The following is a 21,616-nucleotide window of genomic DNA, read 5'->3' as shown; positions in this document are numbered from 1 at the left end:
GTGAATGTCCTGGCGCTTGAGGGCCACTTCGCGGATCGATTCCGGGGTCAGCTTGCCGTTCTCGGTGCGAGCGACCAGCAGCTTGGAGCCGTTGGAAAAGAATTCCGGCGCGCCGCATTCGTCGGTTTCGACGTGGGCGGTTTCCGAGCAGATCACGCTGTGGTAACTCTGGCACAGCGACGACAGGGCCAAGGAGTTGGCGGCGGTGCCGTTGAAGGCGAAGAACACTTCGCAGTCGGTTTCGAACAGTTTGCGGAAATCATCGGACGCGCGAGCGGTCCATTCATCGTCGCCGTAGGCGCGCTGGTGGCCGTGGTTGGCCTGTTCCATCGCCGCCCAGGCTTCAGGGCAGATACCGGAATAGTTGTCGCTGGCGAATTGTTGGCTCTTATCGGTCATGGCCCTGCTTTCCGTGGTCGGGACGCTTATGGTGAAGCGTCTCGTGGTCAATGATGGTGCGCACTTTACCGAAGATCATCCGGCGAGCACACAGGATGCGTCTGACAGAAAAATACAAAGACGACGGGCGATTATGCACATGACTCAACGGGATGGGGCACTGGATCTGCTCAAGTGGCTGGCGCTGTTGAGCATGGTGCTCGATCACCTGCGATATGTCGGTTATTCCCTCGATCTGCTGTATGTGCCCGGACGACTGGCGTTTCCGTGGTTTTGTCTGGCAATGGCGGCGAACCTGTCGCGTTCACGACAAGTCACACATCAATGGCGGTATCTGGGCTGGTTGATTCTGTTTAGTGCTATCAGCGAAATCCCTTACAGGATGTTCATCCCCGATCCCGACACCTTGAACGTGCTGCCTACGCTGGCGCTTGGGCTGTTGGTCGCGCGTGGCTGGCAACAAAAGACGCTGCCATCGCGCCTGCTTGCGGTTGCTGTCTTAGTGCTGGCAGCGGTGTTCACGGAATACCTGATGTTCGGCGTTTTTGGTGTGTTGTTGCCGCTGGCGATGTTGCTGGTGATCAAGCGGCCCTGGTATTTCAGCCTGTTGCCGGGGTTGATCTGTCTGGCTGCCAATCAGTGGGAGGTGCTGTATTACTCCGCCCGGTTGGGTAACAGTGCGGCGATCCCAGGCATTGCCACTTGCTTGGTCGCACCGCTGTTGGGAATGTTCCTGTTGCGACATACGCGACAAATAACGCCACCACCGATGCGGCGTTGGGCGTATGCCCTTTATCCGCTGCATTTCCTGTTGCTGCTACTCGTCCGTCAAATCGTCCCCTAACCCCTGTAGGAGCGAGCCTGCTCGCGATGGCGGCGGGTCAGTCGACATCAATGTTGAATGTAAGGCCGCTATCGCGAGCAGGCTCACTCCCACAGGGATCTCTACTGGTTCAAGGATCGTGTTCGTTCAGCCATTTCGGTCTATGTCGTAAACGCACCTTTGCGTGGCGTCCGTAGGCATTTGACCTGTCTGCGCCGGTCATACCATCGCTATCAAAGGGCACTGCCGAAACGCCGTGCCTTACCGAGACGAATGGCGCACAGATGCCGCTGGGAGAGACGCGATGTTCAGCAAGCAAGACCAGATCAAAGGTTACGACGATGCACTGCTGGCGGCGATGAATGCCGAGGAGCAACGCCAGGAAGATCACATCGAGCTGATCGCGTCCGAAAATTACACCAGCAAACGCGTCATGGAAGCGCAGGGCAGCGGCCTGACCAACAAATACGCCGAAGGCTATCCGGGCAAGCGCTACTACGGTGGCTGCGAGCACGTGGACAAGGTTGAAGCACTGGCCATCGAACGCGCCAAGCAACTGTTCGGCGCCGATTACGCCAACGTGCAGCCGCACTCCGGTTCTTCGGCCAACAGCGCCGTTTACCTGGCCCTGCTGCAAGCCGGCGACACCATTCTGGGCATGAGCCTGGCCCACGGCGGTCACCTGACCCACGGCGCCAAGGTTTCGTCCTCGGGCAAGCTGTACAACGCCGTGCAGTACGGCATCGACACCAAGACCGGTCTGATCGACTACGACGAAGTCGAGCGCCTGGCCGTCGAGTGCAAGCCGAAGATGATCGTTGCCGGTTTCTCGGCTTACTCCAAGACCCTCGACTTCCCACGCTTCCGTCAGATCGCCGACAAGGTCGGTGCGCTGCTGTTCGTCGACATGGCCCACGTTGCCGGTCTGGTCGCTGCCGGTCTGTACCCGAACCCGCTGCCGTACGCCGACGTGGTGACCACCACCACCCACAAGACCCTGCGCGGTCCGCGTGGCGGCCTGATCCTGGCCAAGGCCAACGAAGAAATCGAGAAGAAGCTCAACGCAGCCGTATTCCCGGGTGCCCAGGGCGGCCCGCTGATGCACGTGATCGCCGGTAAAGCGGTGTGCTTCAAGGAAGCGCTGGAGCCAGGTTTCAAGGCTTACCAGCAACAAGTGATCGATAACGCCCAGGCCATGGCCGGCGTATTTATCAAACGCGGCTACGATGTAGTGTCCGGCGGCACCGATAACCACCTGTTCCTGGTCAGCCTGATTCGTCAGGGCCTCACCGGCAAAGAGGCGGATGCAGCACTCGGTCGCGCCCACATCACCGTGAACAAGAACGCTGTCCCGAACGATCCACAGTCGCCGTTCGTCACTTCTGGCCTGCGCATCGGCACCCCTGCGGTGACCACGCGCGGCTTCAAGGTGACCCAGTGCGTCACGCTGGCCGGCTGGATCTGCGACATCCTCGACAACCTCGGCGACGCCGATGTCGAAGCGAACGTCGCGCAGCAAGTGTCGGCCCTGTGCGCGGACTTCCCGGTTTATCGCTGAGCGCGGTTTTGGAGTAAATGACTATGCAACGCTACTCGGGCTTCGGCCTCTTCAAACACTCCCTCAGCCATCATGAAAACTGGCAGAAAATGTGGCGCACGCCGACCCCTAAAAAGGTCTACGACGTGGTCATCGTCGGCGGTGGCGGGCATGGTCTCGCCACGGCTTACTACCTGGCCAAGGAACACGGCATCACCAACGTGGCCGTGGTCGAAAAAGGCTGGCTGGGCGGCGGTAACACCGCGCGCAACACCACCATCGTTCGCTCCAACTACCTGTGGGACGAGTCGGCGCACCTGTACGAACACGCGATGAAACTGTGGGAAGGCCTGTCCCAGGACCTGAACTACAACGTGATGTTCTCCCAGCGCGGCGTCTACAACCTGTGCCACACCCTGCAGGACATTCGTGATTCCGAGCGTCGGGTCAGCGCCAACCGCCTCAACGGCGTGGACGGCGAACTGCTCGATGCCAAGCAAGTAGCGGACGAGATTCCGTACCTCGACTGCTCCAAGAACACTCGCTACCCGGTGATGGGCGCTACCGTCCAGCGTCGCGGCGGCGTCGCCCGTCACGATGCCGTGGCATGGGGCTTTGCCCGTGCCGCTGACGCACTCGGCGTGGACCTGATCCAGCAGACCGAAGTGATCGGTTTCCGCAAGGAAAACGGTGTGTGCATCGGCGTTGAAACCAACAAGGGCTTCATCGGCGCCAAGCGTGTCGGCGTGGTCACGGCCGGTAACTCCGGGCACATGGCCAAACTCGCCGGTTTCCGTCTGCCGATCGAATCCCACCCGCTGCAAGCGTTGGTGTCGGAGCCGATCAAGCCGATTATCGACAGCGTGATCATGTCCAACGCCGTACACGGTTACATCAGCCAGTCCGACAAGGGCGACCTGGTGATCGGCGCCGGTATCGACGGCTACAACGGCTACGGCCAGCGTGGTTCGTACCCGGTGATCGAGCACACCATCCAGGCCATCGTCGAGATGTTCCCAGTGCTGTCCCGCGTACGCATGAACCGCCAGTGGGGCGGCATCGTCGACACCACGCCGGATGCCTGCCCGATCATCTCGAAAACCCCGGTACCAAACATGTTCTTCAACTGCGGTTGGGGCACCGGTGGCTTCAAGGCAACACCTGGCTCGGGCAACGTGTTTGCCGCGAGCCTGGCCAAGGGTGAAATGCACCCATTGGCCGCACCTTTCTCCATCGACCGTTTCCACAACGGTGCGTTGATCGATGAACACGGCGCTGCTGCGGTTGCCCACTAACAGGAGAAATCCCCATGTTGCATATCTTCTGTCCTCACTGCGGCGAGCTGCGCTCTGAAGAGGAATTCCACGCATCCGGCCAGGCGCACATCCCGCGTCCACTGGATCCGAACACCTGCACCGACGAGGAGTGGGGCGACTACATGTTCTTCCGCGATAACCCTCGCGGCCTGCACCACGAGCTGTGGGATCACGTTGCCGGTTGCCGTCAGTACTTCAACGTCACCCGCGACACCGTGACCTACGAGATTCTCGAGACTTACAAGATCGGCACCAAGCCACAATTCACCGACAAGACCGATAGCTCGAAAGCGGCTACGACGGCTCTGGGAGAGAAGGTATGAGCCAGATCAATCGCCTGTCCAACGGCGGACGGATCGACCGCAACAAAGTGCTGAGCTTCACCTTCAACGGCCAGACCTACAAAGGCTTTGAAGGCGATTCCCTGGCCGCTGCACTGCTGGCCAACGGCGTCGACATCATCGGTCGCAGCTTCAAGTATTCCCGTCCGCGCGGCATCTTCGCCGCCGGTGCCGAAGAGCCGAACGCCGTGCTGCAGATCGGCGCGACCGAAGCTACGCAGATCCCGAACGTACGCGCCACGCAACAAGCGCTGTACCAGGGCCTGGTCGCCACCAGCACCAACGGCTGGCCGAGCGTGAACAACGACATGATGGGGATTCTCGGCAAGGTCGGCGGCAAGCTGATGCCGCCGGGCTTCTACTACAAAACCTTCATGTACCCGCAATCGTTCTGGATGACTTACGAGAAGTACATTCGTAAGGCTGCCGGTCTTGGCCGCTCGCCGACCGAGAACGATCCGGACACCTACGACTACATGAACCAGCACTGCGACGTGCTGATCGTCGGCGGTGGCCCGGCTGGCCTGGCCGCTGCTTTGGCAGCCGCTCGCAGCGGTGCTCGCGTCATTCTGGCCGATGAGCAGGAAGAGTTCGGCGGCAGCCTGCTCGACTCCCGCGAAAGCCTCGACGGCAAACCTGCCGTGGAATGGGTCGCCAGCGTCCTCGACGAACTGAAGAACACCCCGGACGTGCTGCTGTTGCCGCGCGCCACGGTCAACGGCTACCACGACCATAACTTCCTGACCATTCACGAGCGCCTGACCGATCACCTCGGCGACCGCGCCCCGATTGGCCAGGTGCGTCAGCGCATCCACCGGGTTCGCGCCAAGCGTGTGGTGCTGGCGACCGGCGCTCACGAGCGTCCACTGGTCTACGGCAACAACGACGTGCCGGGCAACATGCTCGCCGGCGCTGTGTCGACTTACGTCCGTCGCTACGGCGTGGCACCGGGTAAAAAACTGGTGCTGTCGACCAACAACGATCACGCCTACCGCGTTGCACTGGATTGGCTCGACGCCAGTCTGCAAGTGGTGGCCATCGCCGACGCCCGCAGCAATCCGCGTGGTGCACTGGTTGAAGAAGCCCGTGCCAAAGGCATTCGCATCCTGACCGGCAGCGCCGTGATCGAGGCCCGTGGCAGCAAGCACGTGACCGCCGCTCGCGTTGCAGCGATCGACGTCAAAGCCCACGCCGTGACCAGCCCTGGCGAGTGGCTCGAATGCGACCTGGTTGCCAGTTCTGGCGGTTACAGCCCGGTGGTTCACCTGGCTTCGCACTTGGGTGGCAAGCCAATCTGGCGTGAAGACATCCTCGGTTTCGTACCGGGCGAAGCACCGCAGAAACGCGTGTGCGTCGGTGGCATCAACGGCGTCTACGGCCTCGGCGATTCGCTGGCCGACGGTTTTGAAGGCGGCGCTCGCGCAGCCAGCGAAGCCGGGTTCAGCGTGGTCGAAGGCACCTTGCCGAAAGCCCTGAGCCGTCTGGAAGAGCCTACGTTGGCGCTGTTCCAGGTGCCGCACGAAAAGAACACCGCACGTGCGCCGAAGCAATTCGTCGACCTGCAAAACGACGTCACCGCCGCCGCCATCGAACTGGCGACCCGCGAGGGCTTCGAGTCGGTCGAGCACGTCAAACGCTACACCGCACTGGGCTTCGGCACCGACCAGGGCAAGCTCGGCAACGTCAACGGCCTGGCCATCGCGGCCCGTTCGCTGAACGTGACCATCCCGCAGATGGGCACCACCATGTTCCGTCCGAACTACACGCCGGTGACTTTCGGCGCCGTGGCCGGCCGTCACTGTGGGCACATCTTCGAACCTGTACGCTTCACTGCGCTGCATCACTGGCACGTGAAGAATGGCGCCGAATTCGAAGACGTCGGTCAATGGAAGCGTCCTTGGTACTTCCCGAAAAACGGTGAAGACATTCACGCCGCCGTGAAACGCGAATGCAAAGCCGTGCGCGACAGCGTCGGCCTGCTGGATGCGTCGACCCTCGGCAAGATCGACATTCAAGGCCCGGATGCGCGTGAGTTCCTCAACCGCGTCTACACCAACGCCTGGACCAAGCTCGACGTGGGCAAGGCGCGTTATGGCCTGATGTGCAAAGAAGACGGCATGGTCTTCGACGACGGCGTCACCGCTTGCCTCGCCGATAACCATTTCGTGATGACCACCACCACCGGCGGCGCTGCGCGCGTGCTGCAATGGCTGGAAATCTACTCACAGACCGAATGGCCAGAGTTGAAGGTGTACTTCACTTCCGTGACGGATCACTGGGCAACCATGACCTTGTCCGGGCCGAACAGCCGCAAGCTGCTCAGCGAAGTCACCGACATCGACCTGAGCAACGAAGCCTTCCCGTTCATGACCTGGAAAGAAGGTCTGGTCGGCGGTGTACCGGCGCGGGTGTTCCGGATCTCGTTTACCGGTGAGCTGTCGTACGAAGTCAACGTGCAAGCCGACTACGCCATGGGCGTGCTCGAAAAAATCGCCGAGGCCGGCAAGCAGTACAACCTGACGCCGTACGGCACCGAAACCATGCACATCCTGCGTGCGGAGAAGGGCTTCATCATCGTCGGTCAGGACACTGACAGCTCGATGACCCCGGACGACCTGAACATGGGCTGGTGTGTCGGTCGCACCAAACCGTTCTCGTGGATCGGCTGGCGTGGCATGAACCGTGAAGACTGCGTGCGTGATCAACGTAAACAACTGGTGGGCCTGAAGCCGATCGATCCGACCAAATGGCTGCCGGAAGGTGCGCAACTGGTGTTCAACACCAAGCAGACGATCCCGATGACGATGGTCGGTCACGTCACCTCCAGCTACCTGCACAACTCCCTCGGCTATTCGTTTGCCATGGGCGTGGTCAAGGGCGGCTTGAAGCGGATCGGCGAGCGCGTATTCGCACCGCTGGCCGATGGCAGCGTGATCGAGGCGGAAATCGTTTCTTCGGTGTTCTTCGATCCGAAAGGCGATCGCCAGAACATCTGACACCACAGCCCCTGTAGGAGCGAGGCTTGCCCGCGAAGAACGATGACGCGGTGCCTCAGTAAAACCGAGTCGATGCCTTCGCGGGCAAGCCTCGCTCCCACAGGTGAGATGCAAGAACTTCAGGAACAGGTGCTTTATGACCGCAGCCAATGTTTACCAACAACGCCCAACCACCGGGGCCAAGGCCGAGTCGTCGCTGCATCATGCCGACCTCGCCAGCCTGGTCGGCAAGGGCCGCAAAAACGCCGGCGTGATCGTGCGTGAGAAAAAACTCCTCGGCCACCTGACCATCCGTGGCGATGGCCACGATGCCGCGTTCGCCGCTGGCGTGCACAAGGCCCTGGGCATCGAATTGCCGAGCGCGCTGACCGTCATCGTCAAGGGCGAAACCAGCCTGCAATGGATGGGGCCGGATGAGTATTTGCTGATCGTGCCGACCGGCGAAGAATTTGCCGCCGAGAAAAAACTCCGTGAAGCGCTGGGCGACCTGCACATCCAGATCGTCAACGTCAGCGGTGGCCAGCAGATCCTCGAACTGAGCGGTCCGAACGTGCGCCAGGTGCTGATGAAGTCCACCAGCTACGACGTACACCCCAACAGCTTCCCGGTCGGCAAGGCTGTCGGCACCGTGTTTGCCAAGTCGCAACTGGTGATCCGCCACACCGCCGAAGACACCTGGGAACTGCTGATCCGTCGCAGCTTCTCGGATTACTGGTGGTTGTGGTTGCAGGATGCGGCGGCCGAGTACGGGCTTAGCGTTCAGGCCTGAGATTTTATCGCCGGCAAGCCGGCTCCTGCATGTTGTTCATCTGACCTGTAGGAGCCGGCTTGCCGGCGATCAACCGCGCAGCGGTTGCCCATAACAACAGGAGTCACCGCACTATGAGCCGCGCCCCAGACACATGGATTCTGACCGCCGACTGCCCAAGCGTCCTCGGCACCGTGGACGCGGTGACCCGCTTTCTGTTCGAGCAGGGCTGCTACGTCACCGAGCACCATTCGTTCGATGACCGGCTCTCGGGTCGTTTCTTCATTCGCGTGGAATTCCGTCAGCCAGACGGCTTCGACGAACAAGCCTTCCGCGCCGGGCTGGAAGAGCGTGGCCAGGCGTTCGGCATGATTTTCGAGCTGACCCCGCCGCATCACCGCCCGAAAGTGGTGATCATGGTCTCCAAGGCCGATCACTGCCTCAACGATTTGCTCTACCGCCAACGCATCGGCCAGTTGTCGATGGACGTCGCCGCTGTGGTTTCCAACCACCCGGACCTCAAGCCGTTGGCCGACTGGCACCAGATTCCGTACTACCACTTCCCGCTCGACCCGAACGACAAGCCGTCGCAAGAGCGCCAGGTGTTGCAGGTGATCGAAGAATCCGGTGCCGAGCTGGTGATCCTTGCGCGCTACATGCAGGTGTTGTCGCCGGAGCTGTGCCGCAAACTCGATGGCAAGGCGATCAATATCCACCACTCCCTGCTGCCCGGTTTCAAAGGCGCCAAGCCGTATCACCAGGCCTATAACAAGGGCGTGAAACTGGTCGGCGCCACGGCGCATTACATCAACAACGATCTGGACGAAGGCCCGATCATCGCCCAGGGCGTGGAGGTGGTGGACCACAGTCATTACCCGGAAGATTTGATCGCCAAGGGGCGGGATATCGAGGGGCTGACGTTGGCGCGGGCGGTTGGGTATCACATCGAAAGAAGGGTGTTTTTGAACGCCAATCGCACCGTCGTTCTTTAGATCGCCTTCGCGGGCAAGCCTCGCTCCTACAGGTGAGCGAGTTGCCCTTGTAGGAGCGAGTGGTGCGGCATCCCGACTTGCCCGCGAAGGGGCCATAACAAACAACACAATACACACAGGCAATAACCCGAGCAATCAACGCGCCGCCGATCCTGGGCGACGCGGCTATTACATAAAAACAACAGCGAGGTGAAAGCATGTCTGGCAATCGTGGTGTGGTGTATCTCGGCGCTGGCAAGGTCGAAGTACAGAAAATCGACTATCCGAAAATGCAGGACCCGCGTGGCAGGAAGATCAACCACGCCGTGATCCTGCGCGTGGTTTCCACCAACATCTGTGGTTCCGACCAGCACATGGTGCGCGGTCGTACCACTGCTCAAACCGGTCTGGTACTGGGTCACGAAATCACCGGTGAAGTGATCGAGAAGGGCAGCGACGTCGAGAACCTGCAGATCGGCGACCTGGTGTCCGTTCCGTTCAACGTGGCTTGCGGGCGCTGCCGTTCCTGCAAGGAAATGCACACCGGCGTCTGCCTCAGCGTTAACCCGGCACGTCCGGGCGGTGCTTACGGTTACGTCGACATGGGCGACTGGACCGGCGGCCAGGCTGAGTACGCAATGGTGCCGTACGCTGACTTCAACCTGCTGAAACTGCCTGACCGCGATCGCGCGATGGAAAAAATCCGCGACCTGACCTGCCTCTCCGACATCCTGCCGACCGGTTACCACGGCGCAGTGACTGCCGGCGTTGGCCCAGGCAGCACGGTGTACATCGCCGGTGCCGGTCCGGTTGGTCTGGCGGCTGCCGCTTCCGCTCGCCTGCTGGGTGCGGCAGTGGTCATCGTCGGTGACGTCAACACCGTTCGCCTGGCGCACGCCAAGGCGCAGGGCTTTGAAATCGCCGACCTGTCCCTGGACACGCCACTGCACGAACAAATCGCCGCATTGCTGGGCGAGCCAGAAGTGGATTGCGCCATCGACGCCGTGGGCTTCGAAGCGCGTGGTCACGGCCATGACGGCGTGAAGCACGAGGCTCCGGCCACCGTACTCAACTCGTTGATGGGCGTGGTTCGGGTAGCCGGCAAAATCGGTATCCCAGGCCTGTACGTGACTGAAGACCCGGGTGCCGTGGACGCGGCCGCGAAAATGGGCAGCCTGAGCATTCGCTTCGGTCTGGGCTGGGCCAAATCCCACAGCTTCCACACCGGCCAGACTCCGGTGATGAAGTACAACCGCCAGCTGATGCAGGCGATCATGTGGGACCGCATCAACATCGCCGAAGTGGTGGGCGTTCAGGTGATCAGCCTGGATCAAGCACCTCAGGGCTACGGTGAGTTCGATGCAGGCGTGCCGAAGAAGTTTGTGATCGATCCACACAAACTGTTCAGCGCGGCATAAGGCTTCACGCAATGCAAAACGGCGACCCTCGGGTCGCCGTTTTTGTTTGAGTCATCCATCTGTCCAGTGACGAACGGGCTCAAAATGGGCGTAGCGCTGAGGAACATGCCGGCAGAAGCCGAGTCAAATCGGCAGGTTTTTCCGCCCATTGCCGGGCGGTTTTCATGGCGCAAGAGGATGTCTGGATGAAGTTTTCACGTGGTTTTGTACTGGCATCGCTCATGACTCTGGTGGCCAGTCCGGTCTTCGCTCAGTTCAGCTTGAGCGATGCAGCCAGTGCCATTTCCGGCATGAAGGACGATAACGCCACCACAGCGGCAGCGCCGACTGCTGAAACAGCCGATCTGCTGGGTGCGCTCAGCGAGTTGAACCTGACGCCACAACAATTGCTTGGCGGTACCGGAGCGATGCTCGGCCTGGCGAAGAATCAATTGAGTTCAACCGACTATTCGGAACTGGCCCAAAGCGTACCGGGCATCGACATGCTGTCCGGCGGCGGTGAACTGGGGGCCATCGCCGGTTTGCTCGGTTCGTCCGGCAAGGTGGCCGGGCTGGACAATGTCTTGGGCAACGTCAAGGACACCAATGACCTTAACAATGCGTTCAGCGCATTGGGCATGGAAAGCGGCATGATCGGTCAGTTTGCCCCGCTGATTCTGCAATACCTCGGTCAGCAGGGCGTCGCCGGTTCGCTGCTGCAGAACCTGGGCGGGATCTGGGGCGCCGGCACCTGATTCAGCGGCGCTCGGCGCGCAAGGCGTCGATGCGCCGGTCCTTCTCGATCCAGAGCTGGTTGACCCAGTTCTGGACCGTTTCGCGAAACACCGGATCGTTCTCGTAATCGCCCTGCCACAGCGCGGGGTCGAGTTCGCGGGTCTTGATGTCAATGATGACCCTCGGCACGTTGCCGCTGATCAAATCCCAAAACCCCGGAATCTTCTGCTGCGGATACACCACCGTCACATCGAGAATGGCGTCCAACTGTTCACCCATTGCCGCCAGCACAAACGCCACGCCGCCAGCCTTGGGCTTGAGCAAATGGGTGAACGGTGACTGCTGCTGAGTGCTTTTCGCCGCCGTGAGCCGGGTGCCTTCCAGGTAATTGACCACCGTCACGGGCTGGCGCTTGTACAGTTCGCACGCCGCTTTGGTGATCTCCAGGTCCTTGCCGGCAAGCGTCGGGTTCTTCGCCAGAAATGCCTTGGTGTAACGCTTCATGAACGGGTAATCCAGCGCCCACCACGCCAGGCCCAGGAATGGCACCCAAATCAGTTCTTTCTTGAGGAAGAACTTGAAGAACGGCGTGCGCCGGTTGAGCGTCTGGATCAGTGCCGGAATGTCCACCCAGGATTGGTGGTTGCTGATCACCAGGTACGACGTGTCGACCCGCAGGTCATCGCCGCCTCGCACGTCCCATTGCGTGGGGATGCACAGACGGAAGATCAGCTTGTCGATCTCGGCCCAGGTCTCGGCGATCCACATCACTGCCGCTGATGCGTAATCACGCAAGCGGCCGGGCAGGACCAGTTTGAGCAGGGCAAACACCATCAGCGGCCCGAACAGGACCAGGGTGTTGAGCAACAGCAGCAGGGTAACGAAACAGCCGGTGAGCAGGCGGCGCATAAGTAACTCTTGAAAGCGTTTGGGCGCGCCATGATAAGCAGCTTCGGGCGACAGGCCAAATCGGGGGGAACGAATGTTTCACGGTCGCGTGGGTATGCTGGAACTGTGGCGATTGTTACGGCCTCTTCGCGGGCAAGCCTCGCTCCTACAGTGGATTGGGGGTGTACGCATGTTTTTTTGAACGACGCGAAACCCTGTAGGAGCGAGGCTTGCCCGCGAAGCGATCTCAAGAACGAACGAATTGCTCACTGACGGTCTAAAATTCCGCTGCCCACTTTCCCAGGATGCCCCTTACGTGAAATCCCTCCTCGCATTGCTTTCCCTCGTGGCCCTGCCGGTCCTGGCCGCCGAGCCGACCCTGTACGGGCGCTACGAATACATTGCGCTGCCGGAAATCGGCGGTGAAGTGCTCAAGGCCAAAATGGACACCGGCGCCCTGACCGCCTCGCTGTCGGCCAAGGACATCGAAACCTTCACTCGCGACGGCGAAGAATGGGTGCGCTTCCGCCTCGCCACCAAAGACGCGAGCAACAAGGTCTACGAACACAAGGTCGCGCGGATCAGCAAGATCAAGACCCGCTCCGAAGAGGACGAGGATGAAGATGTCGCGGCGCCCACCAAGCGCCCGGTGGTCGATCTGGAACTGTGCCTGGGCAACGTCAAGCGCACGGTCGAGGTCAACCTCACCGACCGCAGCAGCTTCAACTACCCGCTGCTGATCGGCGCCAAAGCCCTGCGTGAATTCGGCGCGGCCGTGAACCCGGCGCGACGTTTTACGGCGGACAAGCCCGACTGCTGATTTCAAGTGGTCTCATTGACGTGACGTGAGGCATGGGGCACCGTTCGCCCACTCAACTGCCGGGCTCGGACGCCATGCCTCATATCCTGATTGTCGAAGACGAAGCGGCGATTGCCGACACCCTGATTTTCGCCCTGCAGGGCGAAGGGTTCACCACGACGTGGCTGAGCCTTGGCGCCGTCGCGCTGGAGCATCAGCGGCAGACCCCGGCCGATCTGATCATTCTCGACATCGGCCTGCCGGATATCAGCGGCTTCGAAACCTGCAAGCAACTGCGCCGTTTCAGTGAAGTGCCGGTGATTTTCCTCAGCGCGCGTGATGCGGAAATCGACCGTGTCGTGGGCCTGGAAATCGGTGCCGACGATTATGTGGTCAAGCCGTTCAGCCCACGGGAAGTGGCGGCGCGCGTGCGGGCCATCCTCAAGCGCATGGCGCCGCGTGCGGTGGCCGACCCAGGATCTGCGCTGTTTCGCATCGACAACGAGCGAGTACAAATCTGCTATCGCGGTCAGTTGCTGAGCCTCACCCGCCACGAATTCCGTCTGCTGCAATGCCTGTTGGAACAACCCGAACGCGTGTTCAGCCGCGAGCAGTTGCTCGATGCGCTGGGCGTCGCCGCCGACGCCGGGTATGAGCGCAGCATCGACAGCCACATCAAGAGCGTGCGCGCCAAATTGCGTCTGGTGAAGGCTGATGCCGAACCGATCCAGACCCATCGCGGCCTCGGTTACAGCTACAGTCCGGGGCACAGCTGATGCCCTTGGGGATCCGGATATTCCTGGTCTATGTGCTGTTCATCGGCCTGACCGGTTACTTCGTGCTCAGCACCGTGATGGAGGAAATCCGCCCCGGTGTGCGTCAGTCCACCGAAGAAACCCTGGTCGATACCGCCAACCTGATGGCCGAAATCCTGCGCGATGATTTCAAGGCCGGCACGCTCAATCAGAACCGCTGGCCCGAATTGCTCAAGGCCTATGGCGAGCGGCAACCGAAGGCGAGCATCTGGGGGTTGCCGAAAAATCAGGTCAACCACCGCATCTACGTCACCGACGCCAAGGGCATCGTGGTGCTGGATTCCAGCGGTGTGGCGGTGGGTCAGGATTACTCGCGCTGGAACGATGTTCTGCTGACTTTGCGCGGTGAATACGGCGCCCGCTCCAGTCGCAGTGATCCGAACGATGCCAGCTCTTCGGTGATGCACGTTGGCGCGCCGATCCGCGACAACGGTCGGATCATCGGCGTGGTCACCGTGGCCAAACCCAATAGCTCGTTGCAGCCTTACGTCGATCGTACCGAGCGCCGATTGCTCGCGTATGGCGCCGGGCTGATCGGCCTCGGCTTGCTGTTTGGTGCGTTGCTGTCGTGGTGGCTGAGCGCAGCGCTGCGGCGCTTGACCGCTTATGCGAAAGCCGTGAGTGAAGGCCGGCGAGTCGAGGTTCCGCACTATCGCGGCGGTGAGCTGGAGCAACTGGCGACTGCTGTGGAACAGATGCGCACGCAGCTCGAAGGCAAGGCCTACGTCGAGCGTTACGTGCACACGTTGACCCATGAATTGAAAAGCCCGCTGGCGGCGATTCGTGGCGCGGCGGAGTTGCTGCAAGGGGAGATGCCGTTGGCGCAACGGCAGCGTTTTGTCAGCAACATCGACAGCGAAAGCGTGCGGATGCAGCAGTTGATCGAACGGTTGCTGAACCTGGCGCAGGTTGAGCAGCGCCAAGGCTTGGAAGAGCGGGTGGTCGTGCCGTTGGCGGATTTGGTCGATGAGCTGCTGAGTGCTCAGGCCGGGCGCATCGAAGGCAAGCGGTTACGCGTGGAGCAGGCGATTCCAGGGGATCTGGCGCTGACCGGTGAACCGTTTTTGTTGCGTCAGGCGCTGGGTAATCTGCTGGAAAATGCGCTGGATTTCACGCCGGCGAATGGCGTGCTGCGATTCAGCGCGGAGCGGATTGGCGAACAGATTGAGTTCAAACTGTTCAATCAGGCCGAAGCGATTCCCGAATACGCGTTGCCGCGATTGAGTGAGCGCTTTTATTCGTTGCCGCGTCCGGACAGTGGGCGCAAGAGCACAGGGTTGGGGCTCAATTTTGTAGAGGAAGTGGTGAAGCTGCATGGCGGGACATTGAGCATTGGCAATGTCGAGGGTGGTGTTGAAGTGACGTTGCGGCTGGCTTAGAACCGAGTCGCGGCCAATCGCCGGCCCAGTCTCCACACACTCTCCATATTCCCTCCATAAACCCCCCACACACCCATCCCAGACTCTCCCCATCCAAACAGGGAGAGTCCCATGAACCGAAATCTGACTATAAAACTCGGGGCCATTGCCCTGCTGATTCTGTTGTTGCTGATCCCGTTGCTGATGATCAACGGCGTGATCCAGGAGCGCCAGGAACTGCGCGACGGTGTGCTCGAAGACATTGCGCGCAGTTCCAGCTACAGCCAGCGCCTGAGCGGGCCGCTGATGGTGGTGCCTTATCGCAAAGTGGTGCGCACCTGGAAACTCAACGAAAAAACCAACGAGCGTTACCAGGACATCGGCGAAGAGCGCGGCCGTTTGTACTTCCTGCCGGAGCGTTTCGAACTCGACGGGCAGGTTCAGACCGAGCTGCGTTCGCGGGGCATCTACGAGGCGCGGCTGTTCCACGCCGACAACCGCATCAGCGGACACTTCTCGGTGCCGGCGCAGTTGGGCATCAAGGAAAATTTCGCCGACTACCAGTTCGATCAGCCGTTCCTCGCGGTCGGGATCAGCGACATTCGTGGCATCGAGAACGCATTGAAACTGGAACTCAATGACCAGCGCCTGGACTTCATCCCCGGCAGTCAGGTGGGCTGGTTGGGCGAAGGTGTGCACGTGACGCTGCCAGCGCTTGACCCACGTCAGGCCACAGAACTGGCCTTCGGTTTCGACCTGCGTTTGCAAGGCACCGGCCAGTTGCAGGTTCTCCCGGTGGGCAAGACCAGCAAAGTCTCGCTGGCCGCCAACTGGCCGCATCCGAGCTTCATCGGCAATTACCTGCCGACCCAGCGCGAAGTCTCCGATCAGGGCTTTACCGCGAATTGGCAGACCTCGTTTTTCTCCACCAACCTGCAAGAAGCGCTGAGCAGTTGCGTGTCCGGCGGCGACTGTGACGCGTTCAGCGGCCGCAGCTTCGGCGTGAGCTTCATCGACCCGGTGGATCAGTACCTGAAAAGCGACCGGGCAATCAAATACGCACTGCTGTTCATCGTCCTGACCTTCGCCGGTTTCTTCCTCTTCGAAGTCCTGAAGAGCCTGGCGGTGCACCCGGTGCAATACGCGTTGGTGGGCGTGGCGCTGGCGTTCTTTTATCTGCTGTTGCTGTCGTTGTCCGAGCACATCGGTTTTGCCCTGGCGTATCTGTTGTCGGCCAGCGGCTGCGTGCTGTTGATCGGTTTCTATGTCTGCCACGTGCTGCGCAGCGTGCGCCACGGCTTGAGTTTTTCGGCAGGATTGGCGGCGTTGTATGGCTTGCTCTACGGCTTGTTGAGCGCCGAGGATTACGCGCTGTTGATGGGGTCGTTGTTGCTGTTCGGGTTACTGGGCGTGTTCATGGTGCTGACCCGCAAGCTGGATTGGTACGGCATCGGGCAGAAGGCGGCCAAGCCGCTGGAATTCGATATCGGGGCGGTGGAATGAGCCGGTCGTTGGGGTTGCGTGAGGATCAGCGGGAAGGGGAGGTGTTGGCGACGCTGATTTTTGGGTTGTTTCCGGTAGATCCGGTGTGGTGCCATCGCGAGCAGGCTCGCTCCCACAGTGGATCTCCAGTGTGCACAGAATTTATACACACCACAGATCAAAATGTGGGAGCGGGCTTGCTCGCGAAGAGGCCGGAACAGTCAGCGAAAATCTAGCCCTTCGGCATCGTCGCCACCATCGAAGGCCGCTGGCTCACCTCAAAATACCAGTCCGCCAGCTTCGGATTCACCTCGCGCCATCCCAGGTCCGGATGGCGCAAATCCACGTAACCCAACGCACACGCCACACTGATCGCCGCCACATCGAAATGGCTGGTCAGCTCGGCAATCGCGTCTTTTTCCAGCAGCGCCAAGGCGCGGCGGATCTTGTCGCGTTGGCCATCGAGCCATTCGTCCCAGTGTTTTTCCGGGGCGCGCAGGGCGACTTCGTAACGCACCAGCACCGCAGCGTCCATGATCCCGTCGGCCAGGGACGCCAGGGTCAGGCGACGCCAGCGTGCCGAGCCTTCGCGTGGAATCAGCGGGTTGCCGACGTGTTGGTGGTCGAGGTAGTCGAGAATCACCCGGCTGTCATGGATGACGTTGCCGTCGGCCAGGCGCAGGGCCGGGATTTTGCTCAGCGGGTTGTCATCGATCAGGGGCAGGTCCGGGGCGACCGGGGTCAGCACACAGTTTTGCAGGGCGACGCGGTCTTGCTGACCGGTCTCGTGCAGCAGCACCATGACTTTGCGAACGAAGGGCGACAACGGGTTGTGGTAGAGGGTCATGCTCGGGGCGGACATGGCAGCATCTCGGTCGGTTTGCAGTGTCGGGAGCATAGCGCGTGGATCACGTAACTTGTAGGAGCGAAGCTTGCTCGCGAAGGGATCGCCTCGGTCTGACTGAAGGACCGAGGCGATCCCTTCGCGAGCAAGCTTCGCTCCTACAGGTTTGGTGTTGTTATCGGCGTTGCAGGAGGCCGCGCAGGGCCAGGATTGCGGGAATGCCCAAGCCGAGCCAGCTCAAACCATCCCACACGCCATCACCCAGTAACGCGGCGAACAACCCGGCAGCGCTAAGCAGCGCGATGACAATGGGCGTGGAGAAGACCTTCCAGAAGTTCGACTGCCGCGGCTTCATGCGTTGGCCTCCGCTTGTTCCAGTACAGGCCTGGCCGCTTTGCGCCGCACCACCCACAGGTAAACCCCGCTGCCGAGCACGATGATGGTCAGCACATCGAGGGTCGCCCAGAGGATTTTCATCGGCATGCCGCCGTAATCGCCGAAGTGCAACGGCTGCGACATGCCCATGGCGTCCATGTACCACGGCCGTTCGGCCACGGCGGTGACTTGCAGGGTGCTGGCGTCGATCAGCACCGGCGTCAGCAGATGCGAGGTCAGGTGCGTGCTGCCCTTCATGAACACCGCGTAATGGTGCTCACTGGAAAACCGCGTGCCGGGGAAGGCGATGAAGTCTGGCTGCATACCGGGCGCGACTTCTTTGGCGATGTCGAGCAAGCGGGTCGCAGGCGCGAGTTGCGTCAGCGCCGGCGCATCGCGATACGGTGCGACCATCGCGCTCAGGCTGTCATTGCGCCACGCGGCGATCAGCAGGTCGGTGCAGGCACTGATGACGCCGGTGACGCCGACCACCAGCGCCCAGGTCAGGGTGACGACGCCAATCAGGTTATGCAGGTCGAGCCAGCGCAGGCGCGTGGATTTGTCCTGGCGTACGGTGGCGAATTTCAACCGGCGCATGAACGGCAGGTACAGCACCGTCCCGGACACGATAGCCACTACAAACAGAATCCCCATGAACGCCAGCAGCAGCTTGCCCGGCAGGCCGGCGAACATGTCCACGTGCAGACGCAGCATGACCATCATGAAGCCGCCGTTGGCCGATGGCATCTCCAGCGCTTCACCGGTGCGGGCGTCGAGCATGAACGTGTGCGACGAATTCGGTTCGGTGCCGGCTGTGGCCGCCATGATCGCGATGGCGGCGTTCGGTTCGTCTTCGTCGAAGCCGAAATACTGCATGACCTCGCCGGGGCGATGTTTTTGGGCGGCCTGCACCAACTGCTGCAGATTCAGCTGCGGGGTGTCGGCCGGCAGTTGCTGCAACTCGGCGGCATCGCCCAGCAAGTGGTCGATTTCGTGGTGGAAGATCAACGGCAGGCCAGTCAGTGCCAGCATCAGCAGGAAGACCGTGCAGATCAGGCTGGTCCAGGTGTGGACGAAGGACCAGCGGCGAATGGTTTTGCTTTTCATGACCCATCCAAATGCAAAAGGGCCACGGCTGTACCGTGACCCTTGTGTGGCTGTAATCCGCTCAGCGGATTACCACTTGTAGTTGACTGCCGCCACGACATTGCGCTCGTCGCCGTAGTAGCACCAGGTGCCATCGCAGGTCGACAGGTAGTCCTTGTTGAACAGGTTCTTCGCGGTGACGTCAACCGAAACGCCCGCCAGTACCGGGTTGATGCGGCTCAGGTCGTAATGCACGGCGGCGTCGTACACGGTGTACGAACCCACGTGACCATTGTTGGTGTTGGCCGTGTTGCCGTATGTATCGCCGACATAACGCACGCCCGCGCCCACGCCAAACCCGTCGAGCACACCGGTGTGCCACGTGTAATCGGACCACAGGGAGGCCTGATTGCGCGGGACCAGTTTCATCCGGTTGCCCTTGTCGTCGCCCTTGAGGATCTCGGTATCGGTGTAGGTGTAGGAGCCCACCAGTTTCAGGTTGTCGGTGACATCGGAGACGGCTTCCAGCTCGATACCGCGCACTTTCAATTCACCGATCTGGCTGGTGACGTTGTTCTGCGACACCGACACGTTCTGCTGGCGAAGGTCGAACGCGGCGGCGGTCAGCAAGGTGCGGCTGCCCGGTGGCTGGTACTTCACGCCGACTTCGGTCTGCTTGCCTTCGGTGGGTTTGAACGACTTGGTCGAACTGGCATCGGCGCCCATCGAAGGCTGGAACGACTCGGTGTAGGAGATGTACGGCGTGATCCCGGAGTCGAACACGTAACTCAGGCCTGCGTTGCCGCTGAAAGCCTTGTCGCGCTGGGTGTTGGTGGCATCGCCCTGGTTATTGAACTGCGTCGAGCTGTGAATCCAGTCTTCGCGGCCGCCGAGGGTCAGGCGCCATTTGTCCAGGGAGATCTGGTCCTGGGCGTAGAGGCCGGTCTGGTTGGTTTTCTGGTTGTAGTCGTAAAAGGTGTTGTACGCGACGTTGGAGAAGTCCGCACCACGGATTGGCTTGATCACATTGCTGTCGGGCGCGTTGCCTTCCAGCCATTTGTAATTGGTGTTGGTCCGCTGGTGGTCCAGGCCCAACAGCACGACATGGCTCAGCGCACCGGTCTGGAAGTCAGCCTGGAAGTTGTTGTCCACGGCGAACTGGCTGATGTCCTCATCAACCTGATCGACCAGACGGCGCAGGGTGCCGTCCGCCGCCACGACGTCACCGAACGACGCATAGGCTTGCTGGAACGACAGGTCGCTTTTGGTGTAACGCAGGTTTTGCTTGAACTGCCAGACATCGTTCAGGCGATGGTCGAAGGCGTAACCCAGTGCGTAATAGGTGCGGTCGTAGTGATCGGAGTCCGGATCGCCAAGGTTTTTATGGTGCGAAATTTTCGCCCCGGCCGGAGAAGCCAGTTTGGTGCCTTGCAGAGGCAGGAACTGGCCGCTGACCCCGGTATCGTCGCGGGTGAACTGCGAGAGGAAGGTCAGGTGTGTATCGTCATCGATGTTCCAGGTCAGGCTCGGTGCGAGGTTGTAGCGCTTGTCATCAATGTGGTCGACCGGCATGCCGCTGTCACGCACCACACCGTCGACGCGGTACAGGAACTGACCCTCGTCATCGATTTTTCCGGTGCTGTCGAAGCTGATTTGCTTGCGATTGTTGCTGCCGACTTCGGCCCGCACTTCGTGGCTGGCAATGGCATCGGGACGGCGACTGACCATGTCGAGCATGCCGCCCGGTGGCGTCTGGCCGTATACCGAAGAGGCCGGGCCGCGCAGGAGCGTGATGCGTTCCAGGTTCCAGGTTTCAGCCTTTGGGTTGGCGTAGGAGCCTTTTGGCAACGGCAGGCCGTCGAGGAACTGGGTTGGCTCGAAGCCGCGTACGCGCAGCCAGTCGGCGCGGGAGTCGCTGCCATAGCTGCTGGCGATCACGCCTGGCATGTAACGCACGGCGTCATCGAGATTCTGTACGCCGCGATCTTCCATCTGGGCGCGGGTGATCACCGACATCGAGCGAGGTGCTTCGACAATCGGCGTATCGGTCTTGGTGCCGGCAGCGGTGCGAGTGGCGACGTAACCGTCTACCGGGCCCCAGGCGCTTTCAGTGTTTTCTACGCCGATCACGCTGGTTTCCGGCAGGGCCACCACGCCTTCCGGCATGGCCACCAGGCTGTAGGTGCCAGTGCTGCTCTGTTCCAGTTGCAGGCCGGTGCCACGCAAAGCTGCCTGCAAGGCGCCAACCGCGTCGAACTGGCCATTGACCGGTGCCGACGTCTTGCCCGCCGCCAGCGACGGATTCAGCGACAGCGCCAGGCCCGACTGGCTGGCGATCTGGTTCAACGTTGTGGCCAATGGCGCGGCCGGCAGGTTGTAGGAACGAACGCTGGACGCTTGTTCGGCGGCGATCAGTTGGCTACTGGCCAGAGGGGCGCAAAGGGCAATGGCGACCGCCAGCAGACTGGGGCGCAACAAGGTGTTTAGCGAACGGGACATGCAACGGCTCCTGAAAGGGAATACTTCTCAATTGCCTAGGTGCCGGACGAGAATCAAAAAGTGATAGGGCTGGATGAAAATAATTTCGATTCAGCAATTTTGGTGAGGCTGATGGCCTCTTCGCGGGCAAGCCTCGCTCCTACAGGGATTGTGCGTTACTCACGAAAGACTCAATCCCTGTAGGAGCGAGGCTTGCCCGCGAAGGCG

The 21,616-nt window shown here is 60.9% G+C and carries 19 protein-coding genes; 13 read left to right on the top strand and 6 right to left on the bottom strand.

Going from position 1 to position 21,616, the window contains the following annotated elements:
- A partial coding sequence (locus KGA97_RS01585; RefSeq protein WP_263293526.1) for a beta-eliminating lyase-related protein occupies positions 1 to 399 on the bottom strand: 399 nt, incomplete at its 3' end.
- A 133-nt stretch (positions 400 to 532) separates the two neighbouring features.
- Here KGA97_RS01585 and KGA97_RS01580 point away from each other — a divergent pair.
- The 9 genes from KGA97_RS01580 to KGA97_RS01540 all read left to right on the top strand — a co-directional run bounded on the left by KGA97_RS01580 (position 533) and on the right by KGA97_RS01540 (position 11,283).
- Positions 533 to 1,243 carry a TraX family protein gene (locus KGA97_RS01580; RefSeq protein WP_223480100.1) on the top strand — a complete coding sequence of 237 codons (711 nt, stop codon included), beginning with the start codon at positions 533 to 535 and terminating at the stop codon, positions 1,241 to 1,243.
- Between the two features lie 283 nt (positions 1,244 to 1,526).
- Positions 1,527 to 2,780: a serine hydroxymethyltransferase gene (gene glyA / locus KGA97_RS01575; RefSeq protein ID WP_008035038.1), complete on the top strand. Its 1,254-nt coding sequence runs from the start codon at positions 1,527 to 1,529 to the stop codon at positions 2,778 to 2,780.
- A gap of 23 nt (positions 2,781 to 2,803) precedes the next feature.
- Complete coding sequence (locus tag KGA97_RS01570; protein ID WP_007947735.1) at positions 2,804 to 4,054, top strand: sarcosine oxidase subunit beta; 1,251 nt, start codon at positions 2,804 to 2,806, stop codon at positions 4,052 to 4,054.
- Positions 4,055 to 4,068: 14 nt separating this feature from the next.
- Entirely contained in the window at positions 4,069 to 4,398 is a 330-nt protein-coding gene (locus KGA97_RS01565) for a sarcosine oxidase subunit delta (protein WP_008035036.1), read from the top strand.
- Positions 4,395 to 7,412: a sarcosine oxidase subunit alpha gene (locus KGA97_RS01560; protein ID WP_192227597.1), complete on the top strand. Its 3,018-nt coding sequence runs from the start codon at positions 4,395 to 4,397 to the stop codon at positions 7,410 to 7,412. Before KGA97_RS01565 ends, KGA97_RS01560 begins: the two co-directional genes overlap by 4 nt.
- Positions 7,413 to 7,548: 136 nt before the next feature.
- Complete coding sequence (locus KGA97_RS01555) at positions 7,549 to 8,181, top strand: sarcosine oxidase subunit gamma (protein WP_008035033.1); 633 nt, start codon at positions 7,549 to 7,551, stop codon at positions 8,179 to 8,181.
- A gap of 113 nt (positions 8,182 to 8,294) precedes the next feature.
- Entirely contained in the window at positions 8,295 to 9,152 is an 858-nt protein-coding gene (gene purU / locus KGA97_RS01550; RefSeq protein ID WP_008035031.1) for a formyltetrahydrofolate deformylase, read from the top strand.
- A 197-nt stretch (positions 9,153 to 9,349) separates the two neighbouring features.
- A complete protein-coding gene (gene fdhA, locus KGA97_RS01545) occupies positions 9,350 to 10,549 on the top strand; it encodes a formaldehyde dehydrogenase, glutathione-independent (protein ID WP_008035029.1) in 1,200 nt (399 codons plus the stop codon).
- A 185-nt stretch (positions 10,550 to 10,734) separates the two neighbouring features.
- A complete protein-coding gene (locus KGA97_RS01540) occupies positions 10,735 to 11,283 on the top strand; it encodes a DUF2780 domain-containing protein (protein WP_207284836.1) in 549 nt (182 codons plus the stop codon).
- A 1-nt stretch (position 11,284) separates the two neighbouring features.
- On the opposite strand, the gene KGA97_RS01535 is transcribed toward KGA97_RS01540, so the two are convergent.
- A complete protein-coding gene (locus KGA97_RS01535; protein WP_223480099.1) occupies positions 11,285 to 12,172 on the bottom strand; it encodes an acyltransferase in 888 nt (295 codons plus the stop codon).
- A 295-nt stretch (positions 12,173 to 12,467) separates the two neighbouring features.
- Between KGA97_RS01535 and KGA97_RS01530 the strand changes: the two genes are divergently transcribed.
- The 4 genes from KGA97_RS01530 to creD all read left to right on the top strand — a co-directional run bounded on the left by KGA97_RS01530 (position 12,468) and on the right by creD (position 16,626).
- Positions 12,468 to 12,971, top strand: coding sequence for an ATP-dependent zinc protease (locus KGA97_RS01530; RefSeq protein ID WP_008045158.1), 504 nt, complete (start codon positions 12,468 to 12,470; stop codon positions 12,969 to 12,971).
- A 74-nt stretch (positions 12,972 to 13,045) separates the two neighbouring features.
- Entirely contained in the window at positions 13,046 to 13,726 is a 681-nt protein-coding gene (gene creB, locus KGA97_RS01525; RefSeq protein WP_223480098.1) for a two-component system response regulator CreB, read from the top strand.
- Complete coding sequence (gene creC, locus KGA97_RS01520; protein ID WP_223480097.1) at positions 13,726 to 15,144, top strand: two-component system sensor histidine kinase CreC; 1,419 nt, start codon at positions 13,726 to 13,728, stop codon at positions 15,142 to 15,144. Before creB ends, creC begins: the two co-directional genes overlap by 1 nt.
- A 111-nt stretch (positions 15,145 to 15,255) precedes the next feature.
- Positions 15,256 to 16,626 (top strand): cell envelope integrity protein CreD, encoded by a 1,371-nt coding sequence (gene creD / locus KGA97_RS01515; RefSeq protein ID WP_223480096.1) that lies wholly within the window; start codon positions 15,256 to 15,258, stop codon positions 16,624 to 16,626.
- A 211-nt stretch (positions 16,627 to 16,837) separates the two neighbouring features.
- Here creD and KGA97_RS01510 read toward each other — a convergent pair whose 3' ends face one another.
- The 4 genes from KGA97_RS01510 to KGA97_RS01495 all read right to left on the bottom strand — a co-directional run bounded on the left by KGA97_RS01510 (position 16,838) and on the right by KGA97_RS01495 (position 21,409).
- Positions 16,838 to 17,467: a glutathione S-transferase gene (locus tag KGA97_RS01510; RefSeq protein ID WP_008045154.1), complete on the bottom strand. Its 630-nt coding sequence runs from the start codon at positions 17,465 to 17,467 to the stop codon at positions 16,838 to 16,840.
- 157 nt (positions 17,468 to 17,624) lie between these two features.
- On the bottom strand, positions 17,625 to 17,804 hold the full coding sequence (locus KGA97_RS01505; RefSeq protein WP_192227604.1) for a hypothetical protein: 180 nt from the start codon (positions 17,802 to 17,804) through the stop codon (positions 17,625 to 17,627).
- On the bottom strand, positions 17,801 to 18,931 hold the full coding sequence (locus tag KGA97_RS01500; protein WP_223480095.1) for a PepSY-associated TM helix domain-containing protein: 1,131 nt from the start codon (positions 18,929 to 18,931) through the stop codon (positions 17,801 to 17,803). The genes KGA97_RS01505 and KGA97_RS01500 overlap by 4 nt, the downstream gene beginning before the upstream one ends.
- Before the next feature lie 69 nt (positions 18,932 to 19,000).
- Positions 19,001 to 21,409 (bottom strand): TonB-dependent siderophore receptor, encoded by a 2,409-nt coding sequence (locus tag KGA97_RS01495; protein ID WP_223480094.1) that lies wholly within the window; start codon positions 21,407 to 21,409, stop codon positions 19,001 to 19,003.
- Positions 21,410 to 21,616: the final 207 nt, after the last annotated feature.

Source organism: Pseudomonas sp. BF-B-15 (assembly GCF_019946675.1).
Taxonomy (GTDB): Bacteria; Pseudomonadota; Gammaproteobacteria; order Pseudomonadales; family Pseudomonadaceae; genus Aquipseudomonas; species Aquipseudomonas migulae.
This window is presented reverse-complemented; position numbering and strand designations above follow the sequence as displayed.